Source organism: Streptomyces sp. NPDC001941 (genome assembly GCF_040296945.1).
Classification (GTDB): Bacteria; Actinomycetota; Actinomycetes; order Streptomycetales; family Streptomycetaceae; genus Streptomyces.
In genome coordinates this window covers 25937-52351 of record NZ_JBEOYE010000022.1, presented here as the reverse complement: position 1 = coordinate 52351, position 26415 = coordinate 25937, and the positions used below count along the sequence as shown (strand labels likewise).

23 protein-coding genes are annotated in these 26415 nt (G+C 71.8%); 11 read left to right on the top strand and 12 right to left on the bottom strand.

The features are described 5' to 3' along the window. Nucleotides 1-103 precede the first annotated feature (103 nt). Nucleotides 104-595 (bottom strand): hypothetical protein, encoded by a 492-nt coding sequence (locus ABT160_RS17360; protein ID WP_351648368.1) that lies wholly within the window; start codon nt 593-595, stop codon nt 104-106. Between the two features lie 229 nt (nt 596-824). On the opposite strand from ABT160_RS17360, the gene ABT160_RS17355 reads away from it, so the two are divergent. The 4 genes from ABT160_RS17355 to ABT160_RS17340 all read left to right on the top strand — a co-directional run bounded on the left by ABT160_RS17355 (nt 825) and on the right by ABT160_RS17340 (nt 4713). Beyond that, entirely contained in the window at nt 825-2216 is a 1392-nt protein-coding gene (locus tag ABT160_RS17355; RefSeq protein WP_502984248.1) for an ABC transporter substrate-binding protein, read from the top strand. 101 nt (nt 2217-2317) lie between these two features. Then, nucleotides 2318-3124, top strand: coding sequence for a carbohydrate ABC transporter permease (locus ABT160_RS17350; protein WP_351648363.1), 807 nt, complete (start codon nt 2318-2320; stop codon nt 3122-3124). Next, entirely contained in the window at nt 3124-3948 is an 825-nt protein-coding gene (locus ABT160_RS17345) for a carbohydrate ABC transporter permease (protein ID WP_351648361.1), read from the top strand. Before ABT160_RS17350 ends, ABT160_RS17345 begins: the two co-directional genes overlap by 1 nt. Before the next feature lie 81 nt (nt 3949-4029). Continuing rightward, the gene (locus ABT160_RS17340) at nt 4030-4713 is read left to right on the top strand and encodes a helix-turn-helix domain-containing protein (RefSeq protein WP_502984247.1); all 684 of its coding nucleotides are present in this window, start codon (nt 4030-4032) and stop codon (nt 4711-4713) included. Between the two features lie 157 nt (nt 4714-4870). On the opposite strand, the gene ABT160_RS17335 is transcribed toward ABT160_RS17340, so the two are convergent. Next, complete coding sequence (locus ABT160_RS17335; RefSeq protein ID WP_351648359.1) at nt 4871-5896, bottom strand: ATP-dependent 6-phosphofructokinase; 1026 nt, start codon at nt 5894-5896, stop codon at nt 4871-4873. Between the two features lie 272 nt (nt 5897-6168). Between ABT160_RS17335 and pta the strand changes: the two genes are divergently transcribed. The 3 genes from pta to pyk all read left to right on the top strand — a co-directional run bounded on the left by pta (nt 6169) and on the right by pyk (nt 11031). Then, the gene (gene pta, locus ABT160_RS17330) at nt 6169-8250 is read left to right on the top strand and encodes a phosphate acetyltransferase (RefSeq protein ID WP_351648357.1); all 2082 of its coding nucleotides are present in this window, start codon (nt 6169-6171) and stop codon (nt 8248-8250) included. Beyond that, nucleotides 8247-9518, top strand: coding sequence for an acetate kinase (locus ABT160_RS17325; RefSeq protein WP_351648355.1), 1272 nt, complete (start codon nt 8247-8249; stop codon nt 9516-9518). The genes pta and ABT160_RS17325 overlap by 4 nt, the downstream gene beginning before the upstream one ends. 82 nt (nt 9519-9600) lie before the next feature. After that, nucleotides 9601-11031 carry a pyruvate kinase gene (gene pyk, locus ABT160_RS17320; protein WP_351648353.1) on the top strand — a complete coding sequence of 477 codons (1431 nt, stop codon included), beginning with the start codon at nt 9601-9603 and terminating at the stop codon, nt 11029-11031. Between the two features lie 87 nt (nt 11032-11118). On the opposite strand, the gene ABT160_RS17315 is transcribed toward pyk, so the two are convergent. The 4 genes from ABT160_RS17315 to ABT160_RS17300 form a co-directional block, all read right to left on the bottom strand. Continuing rightward, nucleotides 11119-12456 (bottom strand): hypothetical protein, encoded by a 1338-nt coding sequence (locus ABT160_RS17315; protein WP_351648351.1) that lies wholly within the window; start codon nt 12454-12456, stop codon nt 11119-11121. Beyond that, a complete protein-coding gene (locus ABT160_RS17310; protein ID WP_502984251.1) occupies nt 12446-13003 on the bottom strand; it encodes a DUF6114 domain-containing protein in 558 nt (185 codons plus the stop codon). The genes ABT160_RS17315 and ABT160_RS17310 overlap by 11 nt, the downstream gene beginning before the upstream one ends. A gap of 110 nt (nt 13004-13113) precedes the next feature. After that, on the bottom strand, nt 13114-13767 hold the full coding sequence (locus ABT160_RS17305) for a DUF6230 family protein (RefSeq protein ID WP_351648348.1): 654 nt from the start codon (nt 13765-13767) through the stop codon (nt 13114-13116). Between the two features lie 593 nt (nt 13768-14360). After that, a complete protein-coding gene (locus ABT160_RS17300) occupies nt 14361-15326 on the bottom strand; it encodes a tetratricopeptide repeat protein (RefSeq protein ID WP_351648346.1) in 966 nt (321 codons plus the stop codon). Nucleotides 15327-15580: 254 nt separating this feature from the next. Here ABT160_RS17300 and ABT160_RS17295 point away from each other — a divergent pair, with 254 nt between their 5' ends. Continuing rightward, complete coding sequence (locus ABT160_RS17295; RefSeq protein ID WP_351648344.1) at nt 15581-16207, top strand: TetR/AcrR family transcriptional regulator; 627 nt, start codon at nt 15581-15583, stop codon at nt 16205-16207. Between the two features lie 10 nt (nt 16208-16217). On the opposite strand, the gene ABT160_RS17290 is transcribed toward ABT160_RS17295, so the two are convergent. Next, on the bottom strand, nt 16218-17231 hold the full coding sequence (locus tag ABT160_RS17290; protein WP_351648342.1) for an SDR family NAD(P)-dependent oxidoreductase: 1014 nt from the start codon (nt 17229-17231) through the stop codon (nt 16218-16220). Then, complete coding sequence (locus ABT160_RS17285; protein ID WP_351648341.1) at nt 17228-18346, bottom strand: UDP-N-acetylglucosamine--N-acetylmuramyl-(pentapeptide) pyrophosphoryl-undecaprenol N-acetylglucosamine transferase; 1119 nt, start codon at nt 18344-18346, stop codon at nt 17228-17230. Before ABT160_RS17285 ends, ABT160_RS17290 begins: the two co-directional genes overlap by 4 nt. Nucleotides 18347-18410: 64 nt before the next feature. Here ABT160_RS17285 and ABT160_RS17280 point away from each other — a divergent pair, with 64 nt between their 5' ends. Both ABT160_RS17280 and ABT160_RS17275 read left to right on the top strand, forming a co-directional pair. Further along, a complete protein-coding gene (locus ABT160_RS17280) occupies nt 18411-19097 on the top strand; it encodes a response regulator transcription factor (protein WP_351648339.1) in 687 nt (228 codons plus the stop codon). Continuing rightward, nucleotides 19094-20506, top strand: coding sequence for a sensor histidine kinase (locus ABT160_RS17275; RefSeq protein WP_351648337.1), 1413 nt, complete (start codon nt 19094-19096; stop codon nt 20504-20506). The genes ABT160_RS17280 and ABT160_RS17275 overlap by 4 nt, the downstream gene beginning before the upstream one ends. 27 nt (nt 20507-20533) lie before the next feature. Here the strand turns inward: ABT160_RS17275 and icmA are convergent, their stop codons facing one another. The 3 genes from icmA to ABT160_RS17260 form a co-directional block, all read right to left on the bottom strand. Continuing rightward, a complete protein-coding gene (gene icmA / locus ABT160_RS17270) occupies nt 20534-22234 on the bottom strand; it encodes a coenzyme B12-dependent isobutyryl-CoA mutase large subunit (RefSeq protein ID WP_351648335.1) in 1701 nt (566 codons plus the stop codon). 82 nt (nt 22235-22316) lie between these two features. Then, on the bottom strand, nt 22317-22652 hold the full coding sequence (locus ABT160_RS17265) for a DUF3817 domain-containing protein (protein ID WP_351648333.1): 336 nt from the start codon (nt 22650-22652) through the stop codon (nt 22317-22319). Nucleotides 22653-22739: 87 nt separating this feature from the next. Beyond that, nucleotides 22740-23249, bottom strand: coding sequence for a MarR family winged helix-turn-helix transcriptional regulator (locus ABT160_RS17260; protein WP_351648332.1), 510 nt, complete (start codon nt 23247-23249; stop codon nt 22740-22742). A gap of 165 nt (nt 23250-23414) precedes the next feature. Between ABT160_RS17260 and ABT160_RS17255 the strand changes: the two genes are divergently transcribed. Beyond that, nucleotides 23415-24434, top strand: coding sequence for a glycoside hydrolase family 6 protein (locus tag ABT160_RS17255; protein WP_351648330.1), 1020 nt, complete (start codon nt 23415-23417; stop codon nt 24432-24434). 24 nt (nt 24435-24458) lie between these two features. Here ABT160_RS17255 and glxA read toward each other — a convergent pair whose 3' ends face one another. After that, nucleotides 24459-26414 (bottom strand): radical copper oxidase GlxA, encoded by a 1956-nt coding sequence (gene glxA / locus ABT160_RS17250; protein WP_351648329.1) that lies wholly within the window; start codon nt 26412-26414, stop codon nt 24459-24461. Nucleotide 26415 lies beyond the last annotated feature (1 nt).

Sequence of the window (26415 nt, the reverse complement as noted above, 5' to 3'; positions counted from 1 at the left end):
CGAACCAGTGGGAGTAAGAGGCGGTCGGGCGGTAGCCGTACGCGTGGCTCGCGATCGGAGCCCTGAGTAGGCCCCACTGGGTCCCGGCCCTCCACTTTCCCCATCACGACCGGCTCCCGGCCCCGTGGGTGTCGAGCGCGGCCCCGACCTCTTCGAGAACCCCGATGAACTCTTCGCGTGGAATCTCGGCGACGTAGACCGCCCCGGCGTCCTCGGGGTGGTTCCGCAGGTGTTCCTCACGCCAGAACTCAATCGTGACCAGCAGGAGTTCCTGTTCGCAGAAGACGTGGGACACCACGTTGTCAGTGGTGGGCCCCCAGAGCAGGGTTCGGAACCTCTCATCGTCCCCCGCCTGCTGCCTGAGACGTCGGTGCGTGGCTTCGGCGGACAAGCCGTCGTACGGCAGGGAGAGACCATCGCCGGCCCGCAGCCGGGCAGCGGCGTCCAGCACGTCACGGCGGAACTGGGGGACGTACGCCATATTGTCGTCGCAGGTCAGCCACTTGCCCGCTGCCCACATGTCGACCTGGCGCAGTGCGCCTGGCTCTCCGACCTCTACGGCGAACCTGGACTTGTCTCCCAGCAGCACGTTCATGCCGGTGACGGTCGCAGGTTCACCACGTGACCGACCACCGAATACCTTCAGCGCGTCAATGCCGCTGCACCGCACGCTGAAGTGCACGTCAGGCCAGGGACCAGCCACGCGGCACGATCCGCCAGGGCCCCATGTCCCCCCGAAGCCCCCTCTCCCCCGCCCATTGACCTTGCCCCACCCCGGTCCTACGGTCACCGCACACAGCTCCCCACAGCTGTCCGAGGAGGTCGTGCCCGTGCGCCCCACCGCCCCGCTCACCCCCACCACCCCCCGGCTCGCCGCCCTCGTCCTCGTGCTCGCCGGTGCCTCGCTGACCGGCTGCGGGTCCGGGGGCGATTCCGATGCGGACACCGTGGAAGTCGTCTACAACCGCTCCACCGACAACAAGATCCGCTTCAAGGACCAGTTCCTCGAATCCGTGAAGGCCCGGTTCGAGGAGGAGCACCCGGGCAAGAAGGTCAAGCTGATCCCGATCCAGGCGCCGGACAACGACTACGCGACCAAGGCCCAGCAGATGATGCGGTCGGGCAGGACCGCGCCCGACCTCCTCTACGAGGACACCTTCCGCATCAACTCCGACATCAAGGCCGGCTACCTGACCCCCCTCGACGACCGGCTCGCGCGGTGGGGCGACTGGGCGCGGTTCGTGTCCACGGCCAAGGACGCCGCCAAGGCCGAGGACGGCAAGACGTACGGCATCCCCGACGGCACCGACACCCGCGGCCTCTGGTTCAACAAGAAGCTCTTCGCCCGGGCCGGCCTCCCCGCCGCCTGGCAGCCCAGGAACTGGGACGAGGTCCTCCAGGCCGCCCGTACCGTCAAGGCGAAGGTCCCCGGTGTCATCCCGCTCAACCTCTACACCGGCAAGGCCCCCGGCGAAGCCGCCGTCATGCAGGGCTTCGAGATGCTGCTGTACGGGACGGGGGCAGCAGGGGGTGGGCCCCTCTACGATCCCGCCGCCGAGAAGTGGGTCGCCGGCGGGCAGGGCTTCCGCGACGCCCTCCAGTTCGTACGCACCGTCTACGCCGACGGGCTCGGGCCCGAGGTCTCCGACGCCCTCGACCCCAACGTCGGCACCCGGGTCGCCACCGAGTGGTTCCCCGAGGGCAGGCTCGCGATCTCGCTCGACGGGTCCTGGATGGGGCAGAACTGGGTCAACGGCGGTCCCAAGGCGTGGCCCGCCTGGGAGGCGGACCTCGCGCAGGCCGCCATGCCGACCCAGCACGGGCAGGCGCCCGGCAAGGTGTCGATGTCCGGGGGGTGGGCCTGGTCCATCCCGGCGAAGGCCCAGAACCCCGATCTGGGCTGGGAGTTCGTCAAGGCCCTGCAGACCCCCGCGAACGCCTCCCGGTGGTGCGTCGTCGGCACACAGATCGCGGTGCGCAAGGACGTCGCGGCCGATCCCGCCTACCTCCGCTCGATGCCCGGGATCCGCTTCTTCACCGGGCTCGTCCCGTACACCCACTACCGTCCCGCGCTGCCCGTCTACCCGCAGGTCTCGACGGCCATCGGCGAGGCGATGGAGAAGGTGACCACCGGGGACGCCGGGGTCGCGGAGGCCGCGAAGGCGTACGACGAGCAGCTCGGCACCATCGTCGACGGCGCGGTCGTGCAGCGGTGAGCCGGGCAGCGGGAAGCCTCCCCGCGCGTACCGGCCGTAGCGGCCGCACCAGTCGTACCGGCCGCACCAGCCGCGTCGCCCTCCTGCCCGCCACCCTCCTCATGCTCCTCTTCCTCGGCGGGCCCCTCGCCTACTGCGTCTGGATCGCCTTCACCGACACCCAGCTGACCGGCGCGTCCGGGTCCTCCTTCGTCGGGCTCGCCAACTTCCGGCGGGCCTTCGGCGACGACGGGTTCCGCAACGCCGTCCTGCTCACCCTCGTCTTCACCGTCGTCTCCGCGATCGCCGGGCAGAACACCCTCGGCCTCGCCCTCGCCGGCCTGATGCGCTCCGCCTCCCGGCCCGTGCGCACCCTCACCGGTGCGCTGGTGATCACCGCGTGGGTGCTCCCGGAGATCGTGGCGGCCTTCCTGCTGTACGCGTTCTTCCGGCGCGAGGGCACCCTCAACGCCCTGCTGGAGTGGCTCCACCTGCCCACGCAGAACTGGCTGTTCACCCTTCCCGTGCTCGCGGTCTCGTTCGCCAACGTGTGGCGCGGCACCGCCTTCTCCATGCTGCTGTACTCGGCCGCGCTGGCGGAGATCCCGCGCGACGTGACGGAGGCCGCGCAGGTGGACGGGGCGGGCGGGGTGCGCCGGCTCTGGCACGTCACGCTGCCCATGATCCGCCGGTCGATCGGCACCTGCCTGATGCTCAACACCCTGTCCACGCTCTCGGTGTTCGGGCTCATCTGGGCGATGACGCGGGGTGGGCCGGGGCGGCGCAGCGAGACGCTGCCCGTGTTCATGTACGACCAGGCCTTCGTGAAGTCCCTCATCGGGTACGGCACGGCGGTCGCGCTGCTGCTGCTCGTGGTGGGCGCGCTGTTCGCGGTCGTCTACCTGCGACTGTTGGAGGCGGACGTCTGATGCGGCGCGCGACGCGGGCCCGGCTCGCCGCCGACGCCGCCCTGCTGGTCCTCGCCACGGCCTTCGCGCTGCCGCTGGTGTGGCTGGTCCTCTCCTCGCTGGACGCGGACGCCGATCTGCGCGTACGGGTGCCGTCCGCGCCGACCGGCGCGAACTTCGGGGCGGTCCTCGACGAGGAGACGACCTTCCGGCCCATGCTGAACAGCCTCCTCCTGTGCGGGAGTTCGACCGTCCTGACCGTGGTGTGCGCCGCCCTGGCCGCCTATCCGCTCTCCCGCCACCGCTCCCGGCTGAACCGGCCCTACCTGCTGACCGTCCTGTTCACCACCTGCCTGCCGATCACCGCGGTGATGGTCCCGGTGTACGGCCTGTTCGTCCGGGTCGACCTGATCGACACCCTGCACGGCACCGCCCTGTTCCTGACCGCGACACAGCTGCCGTTCGCGATCTGGCTGACGAAGAACTTCATGGACGGGGTGCCGCTGGTGCTGGAGGAGGCCGCCTGGACGGACGGCGCCTCGCGGGCGCAGTCGCTGGTCCGGGTCGTGCTGCCGCTGATGGGGCCGGGGCTCGCGGTGGTGTCCGTGTACACCTTCATCATGCTGTGGGGGAACTTCTTCGTCCCCTTCATGCTGCTGCTCACCCCCGACCGGCTCCCGGCGTCGGTCTCGATCTTCACGCTGTTCGGCAACTACGGTTCGGTGGTGTACGGACAGCTGGCGGCGTTCTCGGTCCTGTACTCGACGCCGGTGCTCGTGCTGTACGTCCTGATCGCCCGCCGGCTCGGCGGCGGCTTCGCCCTCGGGGGCGCCGTGAAGGGGTGAGCCGGGCGTCTCGGAGCTTCCTACGACATTCACGGTTGGAGCACCGAACCGTAGCCATCCCTCCCCGGTTCCTCCTACGGTGTGCGCGTGCTCCCCTCCCCGCCCTTCAACGCCCCCGCCGCGCGCCGTCTGCGCGAGGCCCTGGGGATGGCGCCCGGCCACGTCGCGTACGGCCTGCGCGCCCAGTACGGGCTCCAGGTGTCCCCCGACACCGTCACCGCCTGGGAGCGCGGCCTCAGCTCTCCCGACACCCGCGAACTGACCGCGCTGGCCGGAGTGTTGTGGTGCGACACGGCCGAACTCCTGGGCGCCGCAACGACCCTGCGCGAGCACCGGATGGCCCGGGGCACCGCCCCCGAGGAGGTGGCCCGGCGGGTGGGCCTCGACCCGGCCGCGTACCGGCGCATGGAGGAGACGGGCCGCTGGCGCGGCAACGAGCGGCAGACCGCGGCCCTGGCCCGGGCCCTCGACCTCACCCCGCGCGCGGTGCTCGCCGTGACCGGGCGGGACGGGGAGCTGGCGGAGCTGCTGCGGGACGCGGTGGGCACCCGCTGGCAGGCGTACGTGAAGCCGGTCGCGAAGCTGGTCCCGCTGGAGCGCCCGCACCTGGAGGCCGTACTGCAGCGGCTGCACGGCGACTACCAGGCCCTGATGGTGGCGACCAGCAGCTGGGGCTCCTCGGGCGGCAGCGACGGGGAGCGCGGCCGGGAGTTCCTCGACGACGTCGCCGGGCACTTCTGGCGGCTGGCGGACCCCCAGGCGTAGCCGGGGCCGTCCCGTACCAAGAAGCGGCAAAGAAGCGGGAGCGCCCCGGACGCCGAAGCGGCCCCCCGCGCCCCCCGGGAGGGGGGAACGGAGGGCCGCTCGGGCTTCGGAAGTGGGGCCGGACGTCCCGCACCACCGGGCCGGAGGACCGGGCGCGTCAGAAGACCGACTCGGCCTCCAGCATGCGGTTCTCCGGGACGGTCTTCAGCTGGGTGACCGCGTCGGCCAGCGGCACCAGCGTGATGTCCGTGCCGCGCAGGGCCGTCATCATGCCGAACTCGCCGCGGTGCGCCGCCTCCACGGCGTGCCAGCCGAAGCGGGTGGCGAGCACGCGGTCGTACGCGGTGGGGGTGCCGCCGCGCTGGACGTGGCCCAGGATGACCGGGCGGGCCTCCTTGCCCAGGCGGGCCTCCAGCTCCACGGCCAGGCGGTTGCCGATGCCCTGGAAGCGCTCGTGGCCGAACTGGTCGATCGCGCCCTTGGCGTACTCCATGGAGCCCTCGGCCGGGTGCGCGCCCTCGGCGACGCAGACGACGGCGAACTTCTTGCCGCGCGAGAAGCGCTCCTCGACCATCTTGACCAGGTCGTCGACCTGGAAGGGGCGCTCGGGCAGGCAGATGCCGTGGGCGCCGCCGGCCATGCCGGACTCCAGGGCGATCCAGCCCGCGTGCCGGCCCATGACCTCGACGACCATCACGCGCTGGTGGGACTCGGCGGTGGTCTTGAGGCGGTCGATGGCCTCGGTGGCCACGCCGACGGCGGTGTCGAAGCCGAAGGTGCGGTCCGTGGAGGAGATGTCGTTGTCGATGGTCTTCGGCACGCCGACCACCGGCAGGCCCGCGTCGGACAGCATCTTGGACGCGGTGAGCGTGCCTTCGCCGCCGATGGGAATGAGCACGTCGATGCCGTACTTCCTGGCCAGCTCGGGCGCGTTCTCGCAGGCCTCGCGGAGCCGGCCGCGCTCCAGGCGGGCCGAGCCGAGGATCGTGCCGCCGCGGGCCAGGATGCCGCTGACCGCGTTCAGGTCCAGGGGGCGGAAGTGGCCGTCCAGGAGGCCCTTGAAGCCGTCCTCGAAGCCGATGACCTCGTCGCCGTGGCCGGTGAGCGCTCGGTGCACGACCGACCGGATCACTGCGTTCAGGCCAGGGCAGTCGCCGCCTGCGGTGAGAACTCCGATGCGCATCGTGCTGTGTCTCCTGCTCGGTAGTGGTGCTGGTGAGCCTTGGCCGATTCTCCCACGACGGGCCCGCGCCCCGCCTTTCCGGCTACTCCGCACCACCGGCTCCACCGGGCCTTTCGTCCCGTTTCGGGGGGTCGAACGTCCGGCGGGCGCTCTATCCAGGCACAGAGGTATTGTCAAGAGGGCAATGCCACCCTAACCGGGTTTTTCGCAGCACATTCGCTTGACGGACGAGCAGCGCTTTCCAGCACACTCGCAGCACTTAAGGAGCACGCGTGACGCGCAGCGTGTACGTGACCGGGATCGACCGCGGAGACGGCCGCCAGGTCGTGGAGCTGGGAGTCATGGAGCTCCTGACCCGCCAGGTGGACCGGGTGGGCGTCTTCCGCCCCCTCGTCCACGACGGGCCCGACCGCCTCTTCGACCTGCTCCGCGCGCGCTACCGGCTGGCGCAGGACGCCACGAGCGTGTACGGCATGGACTACGTGGAGGCCTCCGCGCTCCTGGCCGAGCAGGGCACCGACGAACTGGTCTCGCGCCTGGTGGACCGCTTCCACCGGGTCGCCCGCGACTTCGAGGTCGTCCTGGTGCTCGGCACCGACTTCGCCGACACCCAGCTCCCCGACGAACTGGCGCTCAACGCCCGGCTGGCCAACGAGTTCGGCGCCTCGGTCATCCCGGTGGTCGGCGGCAAGGGCCAGACCGCGGAGTCGGTGCGCGCCGAGACCCGCAACGCCTTCCGCGCGTACGACGGCCTCGGCTGCGACGTGCTCGCCATGGTCGTCAACCGGACCGCCCCCGAGGACCGCGAGGTCATCACCGAGCGGCTGGCCGCCCGGCTCCCGGTGCCCTGCTACGTGCTGCCCGACGAGCCCGCGCTGGCCGCCCCGACGGTCGCCCAGATCACCCACGCGCTGGGGGGCACGGTGCTGCTCGGCGACGACGCGGGACTGGCGCGCGACGCGCTGGACTTCGTGTTCGGCGGCGCCATGCTGCCCAACTTCCTCAACGCCCTGACCCCGGGCTGCATGGTCGTCACCCCCGGCGACCGCGCCGACCTGGTCGTCGGCGCGCTGGCCGCGCACTCGGCGGGCACCCCGCCGATCGCGGGCGTGCTGCTCACCCTGAACGAGCGCCCCAGCGAGGAGATCCTCACCCTGGCCTCGCGGCTGGCGCCCGGCACCCCGGTCGTCTCGGTGTCCGGCAACAGCTTCCCCACCGCCGCCGAGCTGTTCTCCCTGGAGGGCAAGCTGAACGCGGCCACCCCGCGCAAGGCGGAGACCGCGCTCGGCCTCTTCGAGCGGCACGTGGACACCGCCGACCTGCTGGCCCGGGTCTCGGTGGCCCGCTCCGGCCGGGTCACCCCGATGATGTTCGAGCACGAGCTCCTGGAGCAGGCCCGCGCCGACCGGCGCCGCGTCGTGCTGCCCGAGGGCACCGAGGAGCGCGTGCTGCGCGCCGCTGACGTGCTGCTGCGCCGCGACGTGTGCGACCTGACCCTGCTCGGCGACGTCGAGGCCATCCGCAAGAAGGCCGCGGACCTCGGCATCGACCTGAGCACCACCCAGCTGATCGACCCGGCCACCTCGGAGCTGCGCGACACGTTCGCCGAGAAGTACGCGAAGCTGCGCGCCCACAAGGGCGTCACCGTGGAGCTGGCGTACGACGTGGTGGCGGACGTCAACTACTTCGGCACCCTGATGGTGCAGGAGGGCCTGGCCGACGGCATGGTGTCCGGCTCGGTGCACTCCACCGCCGCCACCATCCGGCCCGCCTTCGAGATCATCAAGACCAAGCCGGACGCCTCGATCGTCTCCTCGGTCTTCTTCATGTGCCTGGCCGACAAGGTCCTGGTGTACGGCGACTGCGCGGTCAACCCGGACCCGAACGCCGAGCAGCTCGCCGACATCGCCGTGCAGTCGGCCGCCACCGCCGCGCAGTTCGGCGTGGAGCCGCGGATCGCGATGCTCTCGTACTCCACCGGCACCTCCGGCAGCGGCGCGGACGTCGACAAGGTGCGCCAGGCCACCGAGCTGGTCCGCGGGGCGCGACCGGATCTGAAGATCGAGGGGCCGATCCAGTACGACGCGGCCGTGGAGCCGTCCGTGGCCGCCACCAAGCTGCCCGGCTCCGAGGTGGCGGGCCAGGCGACCGTGCTGGTCTTCCCCGACCTGAACACCGGCAACAACACCTACAAGGCCGTGCAGCGCTCGGCCGGCGCCGTGGCCGTCGGCCCGGTCCTGCAGGGCCTGCGCAAGCCGGTCAACGACCTCTCGCGCGGCGCCCTCGTCAGCGACATCGTCAACACCGTCGCGATCACCGCGATCCAGTCCCAGGCCCAGGAGCTCCCCGCATGACCACCCCCACCACCGCCTCCCGCGTCCTCGTCCTCAACTCCGGCTCCTCGTCGGTGAAGTACCAGCTGCTCGACGCGCGCGACGACTCCCGGCTCGCGGTCGGGCTCGTCGAGCGGATCGGCGAGGAGACCTCCCGCCTGGTGCACACCCCGCTGACCGGCGGCGGCGAGGGCAAGCGCGAGCGCACCGCGCCGATCGCCGACCACGCCGCCGCCCTGAAGGCCGTGGCGGACGAGCTGGCCGCCGACGGCCTGGGCCTGGACTCCCCCGAGCTGGCCGCGATCGGCCACCGGGTGGTGCACGGCGGGATGCGGTTCACCGCGCCCACCGTGATCACCGAGGAGGTGCTGGAGGAGATCGAGCGCCTGGTGCCGGTCGCCCCGCTGCACAACCCGGCGAACATCACCGGCATCCGCACCGCGCAGGCGCTGCGCCCCGACCTGCCGCAGGTGGCCGTCTTCGACACCGCGTTCCACACGACGATGCCGGAGTCCGCCGCGCGGTACGCGATCGACACCGAGACCGCGGACGTGCACCGGGTGCGCCGCTACGGCTTCCACGGCACCTCGCACGCGTACGTCTCGCGCCGTACGGCCGAGCTGCTCGGCAAGGACCCGTCCGAGGTCAACGTGATCGTGCTGCACCTGGGCAACGGCGCCTCGGCGTCGGCCGTGCGGGGCGGGCGCTGCGTGGACACCTCGATGGGCCTCACCCCGCTGGAGGGCCTGGTCATGGGTACCCGCTCCGGGGACGTCGACCCGGCGGTCGTCTTCCACCTGGTGCGCAACGCCGGGATGTCGGTGGACGAGGTCGACGCGCTGCTGAACAAGAAGAGCGGCCTGATCGGGCTGTGCGGCGACAACGACATGCGGGAGATCCGGCGCCGCGTGGACGAGGGCGACGAGCGGGCGCAGCTGGCGTTCGACGTGTACATCCACCGCCTGAAGAAGTACATCGGCGCGTACTACGCGGTACTCGGCCGGGTGGACGCGATCGCGTTCACGGCGGGGGTCGGCGAGAACGCGGCCCCGGTGCGCGAGGCTGCGGTGGCGGGCCTGGAGGAGCTGGGCCTGGCCGTGGACGCGTCGCTCAACGCCGTGCGCGGCGACGAGCCGCGGCTGGTCTCGCCGGAGTACGCGCGGGTCGCGGTGGCCGTGGTCCCGACGGACGAGGAGCTGGAGATCATGCACCAGACGTACGCGTTGGTGACGGAAGGCAGCGCCGGGAACGCGTCCGGAATCGCTTCCGGTAACGCGTCCGGGATCTGAACGCCTGAGCGGCACTCCGCCCATTTGTACATTCCACCAGACGGAATATTCCGCACTGAAACAAACCGATAGGATCCGCCTCATGCGCCGTTCCAAAATCGTCTGCACACTGGGCCCCGCCGTCGACTCCTACGAGCAGCTGAAAGCGCTCATCGAGGCCGGCATGAACGTGGCCCGCTTCAACTTCAGCCACGGCTCCCAGGCGGAGCACCAGGAGCGGTACGACCGCGTGCGGAAGGCCGCCGAGGACACCGGCCGCGCCGTCGCCGTCCTGGCCGACCTGCAGGGCCCGAAGATCCGTCTGGAGACCTTCGCCGAGGGACCGGTCGAGCTGGTCCGCGGTGACGAGTTCACGATCACCACGGAGGACGTCCCCGGCGACAAGTCCATCTGCGGCACGACGTACAAGGGCCTGCCCGGTGACGTCACCAAGGGCGACCAGGTCCTGATCAACGACGGCAACGTCGAGCTCAAGGTCGTCGAGGTGGCCGGCCCGCGGGTGAAGACGATCGTCGTCGAGGGCGGCGTGATCTCCGACCACAAGGGCATCAACCTGCCCGGCGCGGCGGTCAACGTCCCGGCCCTGTCGGAGAAGGACGTCGAGGACCTCCGCTTCGCGCTGCGCATGGGCTGCGACCTGGTCGCGCTGTCCTTCGTCCGCGACGCCGACGACGTCAAGGACGTCCACAAGGTGATGGACGAGGTCGGCCGCCGGGTGCCGGTCATCGCCAAGGTGGAGAAGCCTCAGGCGGTCGCCAACATGGAGGGCGTCGTCGCGGCGTTCGACGCGGTCATGGTGGCCCGTGGCGACCTGGCCGTCGAGTACCCGCTCGAGAAGGTCCCGATGGTGCAGAAGCGCCTCATCGAGCTGTGCCGCCGCAACGCCAAGCCGGTGATCGTGGCGACCCAGATGATGGAGTCGATGATCACCAACTCCCGTCCGACCCGCGCCGAGGCCTCCGACGTGGCCAACGCGATCCTGGACGGCGCGGACGCGGTCATGCTCTCCGCCGAGTCCTCGGTCGGCGCCTACCCGATCGAGACCGTGAAGACGATGTCGAAGATCGTCATCGCGGCCGAGGAGGAGCTGCTCTCCAAGGGCCTGCAGCCGCTCGTGCAGGGCAAGAAGCCCCGTACGCAGGGCGGTTCGGTCGCCCGTGCGGCCTGCGAGATCGCGGACTTCCTGGACGGCAAGGCCCTGGTGGCCTTCACGCAGTCCGGTGACACCGCCCGCCGGCTCTCGCGCTACCGCGTGTGCCAGCCGATCCTGGCCTTCACCACCGACGAGTCCACCCGCAACCAGCTCGCGCTGAGCTGGGGCGTGGAGTCCCACGTCGTCCCGCACGTGGACAACACCGACGCCATGGTCGACCTGGTGGACGCCGAGCTGCTCAAGCTCAAGCGCTACAACAAGGGCGACACCATGGTGATCACGGCCGGTTCGCCCCCCGGCATCCCCGGCACCACCAACATGGTCCGGGTGCACCACCTGGGCGGCGGCGAGCGCGACTGACGCGCCCGCCCCACACGTACGAAGGCCTTGGCCCGCACCGGACTCCCGGTGCGGGCCAAGGCCCTTCTCGGCGGCTCCCGCAGGGGCTCAGCCGGTCATGTAGTTGTGCAGGCCCGGCACCTTGAGGGTGCCGCCGAACTGGCCGGCCTGCGTCACCTTGACGTTGGTGAAGAAGGCGAACGGCACGTTCAGCGGGGGCGGCGAGTCGGGGCTGAAGGTGATCGGGATGAGGCCGAAGAGGTTGCCCTTCAGCTCCTCCGTGTACATCGTCACCGTGCCGTTGCGGATCGTGGAGGTGGATCCCTTGCGGGCCTCGACGTGCGCGGTCTTGCCCTCGGGGTAGACCACTTCCTGGTGCAGGTCCTTGATGTCCACCGAGGACGCGGTGAACTTGAGGACCTTCTTGATCTTCCCGCTGCCCGTCTGCACCTCGACGATGCCCTTGTAGTCCAGGCCGGTCAGGGTGAGCAGCGAGCTGTTCAGGATCCACGGGTCGTCCGGCAGCAGCGGAAGACCGGGCTCCAGGTCGGCGGCGGCGAGCGCCTCGGGGTCGGCCGTGGGGCACGGGAAGCGCGGCTTGGCGCCGTCCGGGATGTCCTCGTCCTTCTTGGGGTCGAGGCCCTTGGCGTCGTCGGACAGCTCCTCGACACCGGCGCCCGCCCGCTCGGCGGCGTCGCGGATCGCGTCCGCCTCGCGGCCCTGCCGGGTGGAGGGCTTCGCCTTGTCGGAGGACTTGTCGGAGGACTTGTCCGAAGGCTTGGTGGTGGGCTTCGCGTCGCCGGACGGCTTGGTGGACGGCTTGCTGGTGGCCCCGTCCGTGGGCTTCGACGGCTCCGCGGTCGGCGAGGGCGTCTTCTTCTTGCCGAGTCCGTCGAAGATGTCGTGCAGCGCGTCGCCGACGCCCAGCGGGTCCCACGGGTCGCGGGTCTTCGTCGCGCTCGGCGAGGCGGCCGGGGCCTTCGCCGACGGCTTGGCGGCCGGGGTGGCGGCCTCGTCCTTCGCCGTGTCCTTCGCCGTGTCCTTCTCGGAGGCCGACGGGCTGGCGCCCGGCTTCGGCTCGTCGCCCTCGTCCCCGCCGCCGTTGCCGGCGGACCCGGACGGGTCGGGCTTCGCGGTCTCCGTGCCGGAGGGCTTGGGCGTCTCCGACGGCTTCGCGGTCTCCTCCGGCTCGTCGGAGCGGGTCACGCACGGCCCCGGCGCGAACGGGATGTCCTTGTCGTCGGCGAGCGCGAGCTTGGGCGTGAGCCCGAGGCCGACGATCACGGCCGTGGGCATGGCCGCGATGGCTATCGCCTTGCCCGCGGGGGCCTGGAGCTTGGTCAGCAGCGACTTCTTGGGGGCCGCGTGCCGCGGCCCTCTTCTGACCAGGGTGCCGTCTCCCTCCGACGCCACCTCGCGCGTCGGCTGTGTCTCGTCACCCCGCACTGTTCCTCCCGCCGTTGCCGTCGTCTGCCGTGTCTTTGTGGAACGGGTCCCGGTGCAGCGGCTCGGCGCTCTCGCGCGGACCGGGGAAGGCCGCCGGGGCCTGGGCGTCCGCCGCCGGGGCGGGCGGGGCGGCGGGGGCGGCCGGTCCGGCCTCCCCGGGCGCCCACGCGATGGAGAGCGCGCCGCCGGTCAGGGCGAGCAGGAACCCGATGACGAAGCCGCCCAGGTTCGCCACGGGGATGGAGACCAGCGCGAGCAGGATCGCGGCGATGCCCGCGAAGACCCGTACGACGTACTGGAACCACATGGTCAGGCCCAGTGCGACGAGCAGTACGCCGATGATCAGCGCCCCGGCGCCCGCGGTCGTCGACATCGAGAGCGTCATCTGGCCGAGCTTCAGGCTCGCGTACGGGAAGTAGGCGATGGGGATGCCGCCCAGCAGGGTCAACAGGCCGGCCCAGAAGGGCCGGGCGCCCCGCCAGTCACGGAAGTGCCGCCGCCAGACCCGCAGGTAGTGCTCGTCGCGCTGAGGTGACCCGGCGCTCATGGACTCGGCGCTCATTGGAAAGCTCCCTGGAACTGGCATTGCTGTGTGGAGAAGGGACGGGCGAGCAAGGCTGCCTCAGGGCGACCCCGCCCGCCCGCGTGGACCGTAGGTCAGTAGCACTCGACCGACGGACCGTCGCCCCGCTTCAGACGGAGGCTCAGGCCGCTGAGCTTGAAGGTGCCGGCGGTGGTCGCCCACGCCTTCTGCTCGACGTTGTCCAGCGAGGCCCTCTCAGCCTGCTGGGCGAACCCGTTCTGCATGACGCTCGGGTCCTTGACCGCGGGACCCTTGCCGACGCCGGGGTTGTCCGTGTCCTTCGTCGCGACGCCGATGTCGATGTTGGTGAACGTCGCGTCGGCGTCGAGCTCGGTCACGTCGAGGTACAGGTTGCTCGCCTCGACGGCGTCCTTCTTGCCCGCCTCCAGCCGCATGGTGATCTTGCCGAGGAACGGCACGTCGGTCACCACCGACTGGCACATGTTGTTGATCGTGGCGTTCTTGAACGCGGAGATGGCGACAGGGTGGGGAACCTTGTCGTCCCCCTCCTTGACCTCCTTGTACCCCATGTCCACGCCGCCGTACTGGGCGAACCCAGTGCCTTCCAGGTGTCCGGCCTTGACCTTGAACTCCTGGCCGGAAACGGCGAAGGACGCTGCGAGCGCGCCCTGTGCGAGGCCGACGCCTATCGCGGCCGTCGCGGCCACGGACGGCACCATGACGACCGCGAACCGCTTCCATCTGGTCCCACCACGTACCTGGGACATATGTATTCCTCCTTCTCGGACGTACATCTCCGGTACGGACCCTCGGGCCCGTCCTGGGATGGGAGAAGTGCTACGTCCTCGGGAAGGAGAGCGCCGTACGGCGAGGAGCTGGCCGCGTCCGCACCACCGGCGATCACCCCCGAGCGACAACCACTGGCCACGCCTTCGCGCAACCTCTGCGGACAGGCCCTGCCGGTTCGGCAGGAACCCCCCTGTCCTGGGCCGGCTCCACGGTTGCCGGCCCGCCCGGTGGGGACCCAACGCCCACGGGCACGGCTGGCTTGCCGGGCTGGTGCGGTATTGGACCGAGCGTGGCCGATCGTTGTGCATTACGCGCCGGGGCACAAGGGGGTTCGTTACTCACTAGTAACGGCTGGATAACCACGCCACGACGGGCTGATGTCGACCGGCCACAGACGGTGTCACCGTGGGCCACGACATAAGGGTGCCGATGCACGCGAATCCGGATGTCTCGCACCGGTCGCATTACTGCGAGTAACAGCGGCCGCGATTACCAAGTTTTGGTAAAGCGCGGCCGCGTTTTGTCACTGTGTCGCTAAATCGCCGACGCCGTCCCAGGCGTCAACGCTGTGTCAGAAGAGCACTCGGGCCAGCGCCTGGCGCGCCGCCGTCACTCGCGGGTCGTCACCGCCGACCACCTCGAAGAGCTCCAGGAGGCGGACCCGTACGGCGTTGCGCTCGTCGCCCGCCGTGCGCCGCACGGTCTCCACGAGCCGGCCGAACGCGTCCTCCACGTGACCGCCGACCAGGTCGAGGTCGGCCGCGGCGATCTGCGCCTGCGCGTCCGCCGGGTTCTGGGCGGCGGCGGCGCGCACCGCCTGCGGGTCGGCGCCCTGCACCCGGCGCAGCAGCTCGGCCTGGGCCAGGCCCAGCTTGGCCTCGGTGTTGCCCGGGTCCTGGTCGAGCACGTGCTGGTAGGCCTCGACGGCGCCGTCGAAGTCCCCGGCGTCCAGGGCGCGCACGGCGCCTTCGAGGAGTGCGTCGTAGGGACCGGCGGGCGGCGCGGCCGGGCGCTCGGGGGCGTCGTCGGAGTCGATCCGGAGGCCGGTCAGGCCGAAGCGCTCCTCGCCGACCTGGATGAGCTGGTCGAGCGTCTGGCGGATCTGGGCTTCGGGGGCCGCGCCCTGGAAGAGGGGCAGCGCCTGGCCGGCGACGACGGCGAACACGGCCGGGATGCCCTGGATCCCGAACTGCTGCATCAGCATCTGGTTGGCGTCGACGTCGACCTTGGCCAGCACGAAGCGGCCGTTGTACTCGGCGGCGAGGCTCTCGAGGAGGGGGCCGAGCTGCTTGCACGGCTCGCACCACTCGGCCCAGAAGTCGATGACGACCGGTACCTCGGCGGAGCGCTGGAGGACGTCGCGCTCGAAGCCCGCCTCGTCGACGTCGATCACCAGGGCGGACGCTGACACGGCACCGCCGCCGCCGTTGCGCACGGCCTCGGCGCGGGCCGCCTCCGCCTTGGCCTTGGCCTCGCCGGCCGCCTTCACCGCGGCGAGGTCGACGACGCCGCTCATGGACATGTTCCTAGGCTGCATGAGTACATCCTCCCCCTTCCGCGCGCGCAACCGTCACGGGACGGTTGAAGCCCTGGGCGAACCCCGGGTACTGCTGTGGTCGCGCCCGGGTCCCCACCCGTGCGCAGTGTGGTCGTCACTCAGGCTCCATGAGCCTTTCGCTACGCGTCGTAGCGTAACTGGCGGGGGCGGGCGGCGTACCGGCGGTACCCGGTGAACTGGCTCACACGTACGGGCCGGGTGCGCGGAACCTACTCACCGGTATGGTCGCCGTCATGTGCAGCCGTACCAGCCCCCGGACCCGTGTCGGACGCCCTCGCAGCGCCGAGGCCGACGCGGCGATCCTCGCGGCCACCAGGGACGCCCTGGTGGACCTGGGCTGGTCGAAGCTGACGATGGGCGACGTGGCGACCCGCGCGGGCGTGGCCAAGACGACCCTGTACCGGCGCTGGGCGGGCAAGAACGAACTGGTCGTGGACGCCGTCGCGGTCCTCTTCGACGAGCTCGAACTGCCCGACCGGGGCAGCCTGTCGGCGGACATCGAGGGCGTGGTCCTGCAGTTCGCGGCGCTCCTGGAGCGGCCGGAGACCAAGACGGCGCTGATGGCGGTGGTCGCCGAGTCCACCCGGGACGCGCCGCTGCGCGAGCGGATCCGCGCCTCCATCGTCGAGCGCCAGAAGCACCTGGTGCTCCAGGGCCGCCGGCGGGCGCAGGAGCGCGGCGAGCTGCCGGACGGCGACGGCGGCCCGGCGGGCGGCACCGACGACCTGATCTTCGACGTGATCGCGGGCGCGGTGGTGCACCGGGCGCTGGTGAGCGCCGAACCCGTGGACTCCGCCTGGGTCCAGCGCTTCACCGCGCTGCTGCTGGGCGGCCTGGCCGCGGCGGCCGCTCAGGACTAGCCCGCGTCTCTCAGACCTGGTGGCGGCCCGGGGCGAACAGGTGCAGGTTCTCCTCCACCCAGGCCGAGGTCTGCTTCAGGCCGTCCGCGAGCTCCACCCGGGGCGTCCAGCCGGACAGTTCGCGCGCCAGCGAGTTGTCCGAGAGCAGCCGCTCCACCTCACTGCCCGCCGGGCGCAGCCGGGCGGGGTCGACCACGACCTCGGCGTCCCGGCCGGACGCCTCGATCAGCCGGTGCGCCAGGTCGCCGACGGAGATCTCGCGGCCGGTGCCCAGGTTGACCGCGCGGCCCAGCGCCGCGTCGCTCGCGGCGAGCTCCAGGAAGCCGTGCGCGGTGTCGGTGACGTAGGTGAAGTCCCGGGTGGGGGTGAGCGAGCCGAGCTTGACCTGCCGGGCGCCGGAGTGGAGCTGGGCCAGGATGGTGGGGATCACGGCGCGGGCGGACTGGCGCGGGCCGTAGGTGTTGAACGGGCGCACCACGGTGACGGGCAGCTCGAAGGCGTGCCAGTGCGAGAGCGCCATCATGTCGGCGCCGATCTTCGAGGCGGAGTACGGCGACTGCGGCTGCAGCGGGTGCTCCTCGGAGATCGGGACGGTGAGCGCGGTGCCGTACACCTCGCTGGTGGAGGTGTGCACCATGCGGCGCACCCCGTGGCGGCGGCAGGCCTCGGCGACGTTCTCGGTGCCGTTGACGTTGGTCTGCACGTAGGCGCCGGGCGAGTCGTAGCTGTACGGGATGCCGATCAGGGCGGCCAGGTGGAAGACGGTGTCGCAGCCCTCGACGGCGTCCATGACGCGGCCCGGGTCGCGCACGTCGCCCGCGAGCATCTCCACGTCGCCGCCCAGGTGGTGGGCGAGGAAGCCCTTCTCGGCGTACGGCTTGTAGTGCACGAAGGCGCGCACCTTCGCGCCGCGCTCGACGAGCAGGTCGACGAGGGTGGAGCCGATGAAGCCCTCGGCCCCGGTGACGAGGACGGTGCGGCCCGCCCAGTCGAAGCGGCCGTCGGTGGTGTCGGTGCGGATCATGCTGCGTACTCCCTTGTGTACGAGGCGAGTTCGAGAACCTTGTCGGCGAGCAGGTCGGCGGCGTGGGCGTGCGGGCCCGGGTCGGCGGCGCCGCCCATCGCGGCGAGCCGGGCCGGGTCGGCCAGGAGCGGCTCGACCAGTGCGGCGAGCCGGTCGGCGGTCGTCTCGGCGTCCGGTACGAGCAGTCCGGCGCCGGCGTCGCAGAGCACCCGGGCGTTGTGGGTCTGGTGGTCCCCGGGGGCGTACGGGTAGGGCACCAGGACGGCGGGCACCCCGGTGCTGGCGAGCTCCGCGACCGTGGCGGAGCCGGCCCGGCAGACCACCAGGTCGGCGGCGGCGTAGGCGAGGTCCATCCGGTCCAGGTAGGGCACGGCGCGGGCGCCGGGCAGCCCGGCGAGGCGCTGCTCGGTGTCGGCCAGCGCCTTGGGGCCGGTCTTGATCAGCAGGTGGACGTCGTCGCGGCCGGCCCAGCGGTGCGCGAGGCCCACGGCGGCCTCGGTGAGCCGCGCCGCGCCCAGGCTGCCGCCGTTGAAGAGCACCAGCCGGGCGCCGTCGGGCACCCGCAGGGCGCGCCGGGCCTCGGCGCGCAGCGCGGGGCGGTCCAGGCGGGCCAGCGCGTCGGCGATGGGCATGCCGGTGGTGCGCGCGCCGGGCAGGTGGCCGGTGTCGAAGGCGACCGCGATGTGCGGGGTGAGCCGGGCGGCGAACTGGTTGGCACGCCCGGGCACCGCGTTGGACTCGTGGATGACGCTGGGCAGTCCGGCGAGCCGGGCGCCCAGGATGACCGGGGCGCTGGGGTAGCCGCCCATGCCGACGGCGACCTGGGCGCCCTGGGCGCGCAGGATGGCCCGGCACTGCGCGCCGGACTTCAGCAGCGCGGCGGGCAGCAGGTAGCGCTTGGCCCCGATCGCCGGGTCGAAGGGGATCATGTCGACGGTGTGCAGCCGGTACCCGGCGGCCGGTATGAGCTCGCCCTCCAGGCCTCTGGTCGTGCCGACGAAGGAGATCACCGCGTCCGGGACGGCGCGCCGCAGGGCGTCCGCCAGGGCGAGGCCGGGGTAGATGTGACCGCCGGTGCCGCCGGCACCGATGACGACAGAGAGTGGTGTCCGCATGGCACGAGAGACTCCCGGAGCGCTCTAAGAGCGTTCTAAGAGCCCGGTTTGGCACGCTTTACCCATGGGAGCAGCGAAGATCCTGGTCGTCGACGACGAGCCGGAGGTACGGGCGGCGGTGGCCGACGGCCTCGCCGTGGAGGGGTACGAGGTGCGGGAGGCCGCGGACGGTCTTGCCGCGCTCGGCCTGGTGGCCACCTGGCAGCCGGACGCCCTGGTGCTCGACGTGATGATGCCGGTCCTGGACGGGCTCGCGGTCTGCCGGCGGCTGCGCGCCCTGGACGACCGCACCCCGGTGATCGTGCTGACCGCGCTGGGCTCGGTGAGCGAGCGGGTGGACGGCCTGGACGCGGGCGCGGACGACTACCTGGTGAAGCCGTTCGCGCTGGACGAGCTGACGGCCCGGGTGCGGGCGCTGCTGCGCCGCTCGGCCCCGGAGCCGGACGAGTCCGGGGAGCTGGTCTTCGCGGACGTGGTGCTCGACCCGGTGGCCCGCAGCGGGCGGCGGGGCGAGCGCGTGGTGGAGTTCAGCCGCACCGAGTGCGCGCTGCTCGAACTGCTGATGCGCCACCCGCGCCAGGTGCTGCCGCGCGAGCTGATCCTGGAGCGGGTGTGGGGCCAGGACTTCGGGCCCGACTCCAACTCGCTCGCGGTGTACGTCGGTTACCTGCGGCGCAAGCTGGAGGCGGGCGGCGAGCCACGGCTGGTGCAGACGGTGCACGGGGTCGGCTACCGACTGGACGAGGCGTGAGCGGGCGGCGGGGACTGGGGGTGCGCTGGCGGCGGCGCAGGCCGCTCAGGACCCGGCTGGCGCTGGCCACCTCGGCGGCGGCGGCGCTGGTGGCGGTCGGGGTGTGCCTGGCCGCGTTCTTCGTGATCCGCTACAAGCTCTACCAGCAGCTGGACCAGAACCTGGCCCAGTCGGCGACCCTGGCGGCCCAGCAGCACAAGCGCGAGGGGCCCGGGGTGCTGCTCGGCGAGTGCCGCTTCCTGGGCGCTCCGGCGTGCGCGCAGATCGTGGCGGCGGACCCGTCCGGCGATCCCGCCAAGCCCTACCTGCTGCCGGTGACGGAGGAGACGCGGCAGGTGGCCCGGGGCGAGCGCCGCTCCTCCTACGAGGACTTCACCGTCGAGGGCCACCCGGCCCGGATGTTCACCACCAGCTACGGCAGCGGCGAGGCCGTCCAGGTGGCGCTGCGCTCGGACGTCGCGGTGCGCGGGGTCAGCCAGGCGGCGTCGCTGCTGGCCGCGGTCGGCGGCGCGGGGGTGCTGCTGGCGGCGGGCCTGGGCTACTGGCTGACCCGGACCGGGCTCGCCCCGGTGACCCGGCTGACGGCGACCGCCGAGCACATCGCCGCCACCCGCGACGCGCGCCACCGCATCGAGCTGCCACCGGGGCCGCCGGGCCGCCAGGACGAGGTGACCCGGCTCGCGGGCGCCTTCAACACCATGCTGGACGAGCTGGAGCAGTCGGTGACCGCCCAGCGCAGGCTGGTGGCCGACGCCTCGCACGAGCTGCGCACCCCGCTGACGGCGCTGCGCACCAACGCCGAGCTGCTGGCCCGGGCCGAGCGGCTCACCCCGGCCCAGCGCGACCGGGCCGCCGGGGCGCTGGGGCGTCAGCTGCGCGAGGTGACGGGCCTGGTCAACGACCTGATCGAGCTGGCGCGCGACGAGGAGCCGAGGCCGCTCCTTGAGGAGGTCCGCCCGGCGGCGCTGGTGGAGCACGCGGTGGGGGCGGCGCGGGCGCACTGGCCGGGGGTGGGCTTCGAGCTGCGGATCACGGACGCGGCCCGGGGACGGACGCTGCCGGGCGTGCCCGCCCGGCTGTCCCGGCTGCTGACGAACCTGCTGGACAACGCGGCGAAGTTCAGCCCGCCGGGGTCGGTGGTGACGGTGGAGCTGGGTGAGCGGGAGCTGACGGTACGGGACCGGGGGCCGGGGATCGCGCCCGGGGACCTGCCGTACGTGTTCGACCGCTTCTACCGGGCGGAGTCGGCGAGGGCGCTGCCGGGGTCGGGGCTGGGGCTGGCGATGGCGCGGCAGATCGCGCGGGCGCACGGGGCGGAGCTGGTCGCCGAGAACGCCACCCCCTCCGGCGCCCTCTTCCGCCTCACCCTCCCGCCAGCCCCCGACACCGACCCCGGGCCCACCCGATGACCCGAGCCCGTCCGGAGCCCGGCAGGGTCAGAAGCCCGCGGGTTCGATGTAGACGCCCCACTCCTCCCGCAGCACGTCGCAGATCTCACCCAGCGTCGCCTCCGCCCGCACCGCCTCCAGCATCGGCGGGATCATGTTGGCGCCGTCGCGCGCGGCGGCCAGCATCGCGTCCAGGGCCGTGCGCACCGCCGCGTCGTCGCGGCGGGTGCGGCGGTCGGCGAGCAGCCGGACCTGCTCGCGCTCCACCTCGTGGCTGACCCGCAGGATCTCCAGGTCCCCGGTGACCGACCCGGTCGCCACGTTGACCCCGACGACCCGCTTCTCCCCCTTCTCCAGCGCCTGCTGGTACGAGAAGGCGGACTCGGCGATCTCCCCGGTGAACCAGCCGTCCTCGATGCCCCGCAGGATCCCGGAGGTGACCGGTCCGACCGGGTGCTGCCCGTCGGGGTGGGCGCGCAGCCCGCGCTCCTTGATCTGCTCGAAGATCTTCTCGGCGTCGGCCTCGATCCGGTCGGTGAGCTGCTCGACGTACCAGGCACCGCCCAGCGGGTCGGCGACGTTGGCCACGCCGGTCTCCTCCATCAGGACCTGCTGGGTGCGCAGCGCGATCTCGGCGGCCTGTTCGCTGGGGAGCGCGAGGGTCTCGTCGAGGGCGTTGGTGTGCAGGGAGTTGGTGCCGCCGAGGACGGCGGCGAGCGCCTCGACGGCCGTGCGGACGACGTTGTTGTACGGCTGCTGGGCGGTCAGCGAGACGCCGGCGGTCTGGGTGTGGAAGCGCAGCCACTGCGCCTTGTCGGTCTTCGCCCCGTACACCTCCTTCATCCAGCGGGCCCAGATCCGGCGCGCGGCGCGGAACTTGGCGATCTCCTCGAAGAAGTCGACGTGGGCGTCGAAGAAGAAGGACAGGCCGGGGGCGAAGACGTCCACGTCGAGCCCGCGGGAGAGCCCGAGCTCGACGTAGCCGAAGCCGTCGGCGAGGGTGTACGCGAGTTCCTGCGCGGCCGTCGCCCCGGCCTCGCGGATGTGGTAGCCGGAGACCGAGAGCGGCTTGTACGCGGGGATGCCGGCGGCGCAGTGCTCCATCAGGTCGCCGATGAGGCGCAGGTGCGGCTCGGGCGGGAAGAGCCACTCCTTCTGGGCGATGTACTCCTTGAAGATGTCCGTCTGGAGCGTGCCGTTGAGCACGGCGGGGTCGACGCCCTGGCGCTCGGCGGCGACCAGGTACATGCAGAAGACGGGCACGGCGGGGCCGGAGATGGTCATGGACGTGGTGACGTCGCCGAGCGGGATGTCCCGGAAGAGGACCTCCATGTCGGCGGCGGAGTCGATGGCGACGCCGCAGTGGCCGACCTCGCCGAGCGAGCGCGGGTCGTCGGAGTCGCGGCCCATCAGGGTGGGCATGTCGAAGGCGACGGAGAGCCCGCCGCCGCCCGCGGCCAGGATCATCTTGTAGCGCTCGTTGGTCTGCTCGGCGTTGCCGAAGCCGGCGAACTGGCGGATGGTCCAGGTGCGGCCGCGGTAGCCGGTGGCGTGCAGGCCGCGGGTGTACGGGTACTCCCCGGGCCAGCCGATGCGCTCGAAGCCCTCGTAGGCGTCGCCGGGGCGGGGGCCGTAGACGGGCTCGACCGGGTCGCCGGAGAGGGTGGTGAAGTCCGCGTCGCGCTTGCGGGCCTTGTCGTAACGGGCCTGCCAGCGTCGGCGGCCTTCCTCGATGCCGTGAGCGTCCATGCCTTCGAATTTACTAGGACGTCCTAGTAAATGTCGATGGCGAACCGCCCGGGATCACTCCCGGGCGGGGGTGCGGCGGGGGCTACGCCTTCGCGGGGGCGGCCCGGCGGCCGTCGACCAGCAGCGGCTGGACCTCGCGGACGACCTTGCGCTCGACGAAGAACGCGGCGGTCGGGATGGTGCCGGAGAGCAGCACCCACAGCAGCTTGCCGAACGGCCACTTGGCCTTGGAGCCCAGGTCGAAGGCGAAGATCAGGTAGATGATGTAGAGCACGCCGTGGATCTGGGAGACCACGAAGGTCAGGTCCTCGCCCGTCTTGAAGCCGTACTTCGCGACCATGCACGCGCACAGGATCAGGAGCATGACGGCGGTCACGTAGGCCATGACGCGGTAGCGGGTCAGCACGCTGGATTTCATGGCTACGAGCGTAACCGCCCGTTCCGGGCGATCTTCGTACGGGTCAGGCGCGCCCGGCGCCCCTCACCGCTCCCCCGGTCCCGCCGCTCACTTCTCCTCGAAGTCGCTCGCCGCCACCCGCAGCGGGCGCAGGATTGCGAAGATCTCTGCGCACTCCTCGGAGTCGTACGCCCCGAGCCCGAAGTCCATCCCCATCAGGTCGCGGGTGGCCGCCTCGACCACCTCGCGGCCCTTCTCCGTGATCGACGCCAGGGTGCCGCGCCCGTCGTTGGGGTTGGGCCGCTTGGCGACGAGCCCGGAGCGCACCAGCCGGTCCACGGTGTTGGTGACCGAGGTCGGGTGCACCATCAGCCGCTCGCCGATCTTGGACATCGGGAGCTCGCCCGCCTTGGAGAAGGTGAGCAGCACCAGCGCCTCGTAGCGCGCGAAGGTCAGCCCGTACGGCTTGACGACGGAGTCCACCTCGGCCAGCAGGATCTGGTGCGCACGCATGATCGAGGTGATCGCGGCCATCGACGGCACGGGACCCCAGCGGCGCTGCCACAGCTCGTCGGCGCGGGCGATGGGGTCGAACGGGAGACTGAGGGGCTTCGGCACGCCTCGACCTTACCCACTGGTCACATGCCGGGCAGCCTCGTCTCGTCCTTCGGTACCCGGACCCCCGCGCGACCCGGACCGGCCCGCCCCGGTGTCGCAGCGCCCCACCAATTGCCCCTTATGTCACGATGTGCCGGTCTGTCCGTCGTCGCCCGAGGGGGCTGCATGTCCCGCCGCAGCACGTTCCCCGTCCTCGTCGCCCGGGGCTCCTGCGCCCTGCTCGCCGCCGCGCTGCTGGCCGCCTGCTCCTCGTCGGGCGAGCCCTCCGGCGGTTCCGCGACCGCCGCGCGGGGCGAGCCCGCGGGCGGTTCGCCGTTCTGGGTCGACCCCGAGAGCGACGCGGCCCGCCAGGTCCGCCAGTACGAGCAGCAGGGCCGCACCGAGGACGCCGCCGCCCTGAAGCGGATCTCCGAACGACCGGTGGCCGACTGGCCCGCGGGCGACGACCCGGCCCCGGAGATCTCCCGCGCCGCGGGGGCCGCCGCGAAGTCCGGGCACACCCTGGTGCTCGTCGCGTACAACATCATCCACCGCGACTGCGGCTCCTACTCGGCCGGCGGCGCGCACGACGAGGCGTACTACCAGGGCTGGGTGGAGAAGTTCGCCGGGGCCATCGGCGACGCCCCCGCGCTGGTCGTCCTGGAGCCCGACGCCGTGCCGCACATGGTGGACGGCTGCACCCCCGCCGAGTACCACGAGCAGCGCAGCAGGCTGCTGTCCGGGGCGATCGACCGGCTCAAGAAGCAGCCCCGCACCAAGGTCTACCTGGACGCCGGGAACCCGGCCTGGATCCCCGACCCGGGCAAGCTGGTGGAACCGCTCAAGCGCTCCGGCCTGGACCGGGCCGACGGCTTCTCGCTGAACGTCTCCAACTTCCAGCGCGACCCGGACGTGCGCGCCTACGGCGCCAAGCTCTCCGCGCTGCTCGGCGGCGCCCACTACACGATGGACACCTCCCGCAACGGCGACGGCCCCCTGCCGGGTGACCGGCAGGAGGCCTGGTGCAACCCGCCGGGGCGGGCGCTCGGGACGCCCCCGACGACGCGCACCGGGGACGGCCTGATCGACGCGATCCTGTGGATCAAGCGCCCCGGCGACTCGGACGGCACCTGCCGGGGCGGCCCGGCCGCCGGGACCTGGTGGCCCGACTACGCCCTGGGCCTCGCCAAGCGGGCCGGTTCGTAGCCGGGGCCTTCCGAAGGGGCCGGCCTAGTCGACCCGGATCCACTTGGCGACCGACGGGGTGCCGTTCTGGTCGACGGCGAACATCATGTACCAGCCCGGCGGCACCACCGCGCGGTCGCGCGGCGCCTCCACCGTGACCGCGCCGGCGGACTTGGTCAGCGTCATCTCGATCGAGCGCTGCTCCACGTCCGTGGTGTGGGTGACCGCGCTGGGCCGCATCAGCCGCACCTTGGTGATCCGCGCCGCGTCCTGGGTGCGGAAGGTGGCCTTGCCGTCGCGGCCGAGCACCTCGGGCCCCTCGCCGAGCACCGGCCGGCTCTGCGCGCCGCGCTCCAGGTAGGGCGGCGTGAAGACCTCCACGCGCTGCTCGAAGGTGCCGAGCTTGGTGTTGTCGGCGTCGTCGAAGAGCGGGTCCGAGCCGAACGTCGCCACCCGCCCGTCGGGCAGCAGCAGCGCCTCCGAGTGGTAGTTGCGGCCCACGCTCGGGTCGGCGGCCGGGGTGAAGGCGTTCGTCTTCGGGTCGTAGAACTGCGCCTTGAGCACGTCCGAGCCGCTGCGGCCCCGGTACTCCTCCGACCCTCCGGAGGTGAAGACCGTGTCGTCCGGCATCAGCACGCTGCTCAGGTAGCGGGTGCCCTGCGGCAGCTTCGGGCCGTCCTTGAACGCCGGGTTGTCGGCCTTGAGGTCGATGATCGCCGTACGGGCCGTCGACTTCGGGGACTCGCCGACCCCGCCGCCGCCCAGCACCATCAGCTTCTGGTCCTGCGCGGGCGGCAGCAGCAGCGAGGAGGAGGTCTCCAGCTGGTCGGTGTCGGCCAGCCCGCCGACCTTGGTGAAGGTGTTCTTCTCCAGGTCCCACAGGCCCGGCGCACGGCCCTTCTCGGCCGGTCCGTAGCCCGCGTTGGAGCCGGTGTAGAAGAGCTTGCCGCCCTTGGTGAGGAAGAGCGCGGGGTAGGTCGGGAAGTACCGGAAGGGCCCCTTGGACCACTTCTTGGTCTCCGGGTCGTAGATCTCGTTGTCGCCGGGCACCACGTCGCCGACGTCGTTGAGGCCGGAGACCGCGAGCACCTTGCCGTCCTCCAGGGAGGTCAGCGTCGGGTACCAGCGGGCGTCCTTCATCGGCGCCACCGGGATGTACCGCTCGGCCTTGGGGTCGAACTCGTACGCCGCCTTGATCCCCTGGAAGTCCTGCTTCTCCGTGGTGATCTTCTGGGCGAGGCCGTAGACGTTGTCCGCCTCGTCGCCCTTGAGGCCGACCACCTCGTACTGCGCGGCCTCGGTCGTCAGGGCCTTGGGGCCCTCGTCCTTCGCCTCCACGAAGACCCGCGACTCGGCCGCGGTCACCTTGGTCTTCCAGGGCCGCATCTGGCCGCTGGCGAAGTACGAGATCTCGAACTCGCGCTTGGCCTTGGGCACGGTGACGTCGAACTTGGAGACGTACTCCACCCCGGAGGGCGAGCGGAAGACCGTGCCCTTCTTCAGGGTGACGGGCTGGTCGGGGTCCTCGTTCTTGACCCGCATGCCGCCGCCCGCGCGCTTGACCGTGCCGTCGAGCACCTCGTAGCGGGCGGTGCCGCCGGCCACGAGCAGCCGGCCGTCGGGCAGCTGGGAGTGGCCGGCGCAGAAGAAGTCCTCCGGGGTGGGGATCTTCTTGAAGGTGTTCTTCGCCGGGTCCCACAGGATGGTCTCGAAGGTGCCCGCGTCGAAGTTCTTCTGGTTGTTGCCCGAGCCCGCGATCAGCAGCACCTTGCCGGTGTGCAACAGGGCCGCGTGGATGGCGTTGATGCGGAACTCGGCGGGCACCTCCAGCTCGTCCCACGAGCCGTACTTCGCCTTGTAGCCGGGCTGCGCGATCTTGTAGTCGTGGTACTTCTCCTCGGCGAAGGAGAGCGCGGCCGGGGCGTTGAGCGCGGCGAGCAGCAGCACCGCGCCACCGCCGAGCAGGGTCTTCTTGAACTTCTTGGACGGCCGGTACGCCATG

Excerpts from the sequence above, each read along its gene's own strand:
- ABT160_RS17360 (WP_351648368.1), bottom strand. The coding sequence starts at position 595 with ATGAACGTGCTGCTGGGAGACAAGTCCAGGTTCGCCGTAGAGGTCGGA.
- ABT160_RS17350 (WP_351648363.1), top strand. The coding sequence starts at position 2,318 with ATGCTCCTCTTCCTCGGCGGGCCCCTCGCCTACTGCGTCTGGATCGCC.
- ABT160_RS17345 (WP_351648361.1), top strand. The coding sequence starts at position 3,124 with ATGCGGCGCGCGACGCGGGCCCGGCTCGCCGCCGACGCCGCCCTGCTG.
- ABT160_RS17335 (WP_351648359.1), bottom strand. The coding sequence starts at position 5,896 with ATGCGCATCGGAGTTCTCACCGCAGGCGGCGACTGCCCTGGCCTGAAC.
- ABT160_RS17325 (WP_351648355.1), top strand. The coding sequence starts at position 8,247 with ATGACCACCCCCACCACCGCCTCCCGCGTCCTCGTCCTCAACTCCGGC.
- pyk (WP_351648353.1), top strand. The coding sequence starts at position 9,601 with ATGCGCCGTTCCAAAATCGTCTGCACACTGGGCCCCGCCGTCGACTCC.
- ABT160_RS17310 (WP_502984251.1), bottom strand. The coding sequence starts at position 13,003 with ATGAGCGCCGGGTCACCTCAGCGCGACGAGCACTACCTGCGGGTCTGG.
- ABT160_RS17305 (WP_351648348.1), bottom strand. The coding sequence starts at position 13,767 with ATGTCCCAGGTACGTGGTGGGACCAGATGGAAGCGGTTCGCGGTCGTC.
- ABT160_RS17300 (WP_351648346.1), bottom strand. The coding sequence starts at position 15,326 with ATGCAGCCTAGGAACATGTCCATGAGCGGCGTCGTCGACCTCGCCGCG.
- ABT160_RS17295 (WP_351648344.1), top strand. The coding sequence starts at position 15,581 with ATGTGCAGCCGTACCAGCCCCCGGACCCGTGTCGGACGCCCTCGCAGC.
- ABT160_RS17290 (WP_351648342.1), bottom strand. The coding sequence starts at position 17,231 with ATGATCCGCACCGACACCACCGACGGCCGCTTCGACTGGGCGGGCCGC.
- ABT160_RS17285 (WP_351648341.1), bottom strand. The coding sequence starts at position 18,346 with ATGCGGACACCACTCTCTGTCGTCATCGGTGCCGGCGGCACCGGCGGT.
- ABT160_RS17280 (WP_351648339.1), top strand. The coding sequence starts at position 18,411 with ATGGGAGCAGCGAAGATCCTGGTCGTCGACGACGAGCCGGAGGTACGG.
- icmA (WP_351648335.1), bottom strand. The coding sequence starts at position 22,234 with ATGGACGCTCACGGCATCGAGGAAGGCCGCCGACGCTGGCAGGCCCGT.
- ABT160_RS17265 (WP_351648333.1), bottom strand. The coding sequence starts at position 22,652 with ATGAAATCCAGCGTGCTGACCCGCTACCGCGTCATGGCCTACGTGACC.
- ABT160_RS17255 (WP_351648330.1), top strand. The coding sequence starts at position 23,415 with ATGTCCCGCCGCAGCACGTTCCCCGTCCTCGTCGCCCGGGGCTCCTGC.
- glxA (WP_351648329.1), bottom strand. The coding sequence starts at position 26,414 with ATGGCGTACCGGCCGTCCAAGAAGTTCAAGAAGACCCTGCTCGGCGGT.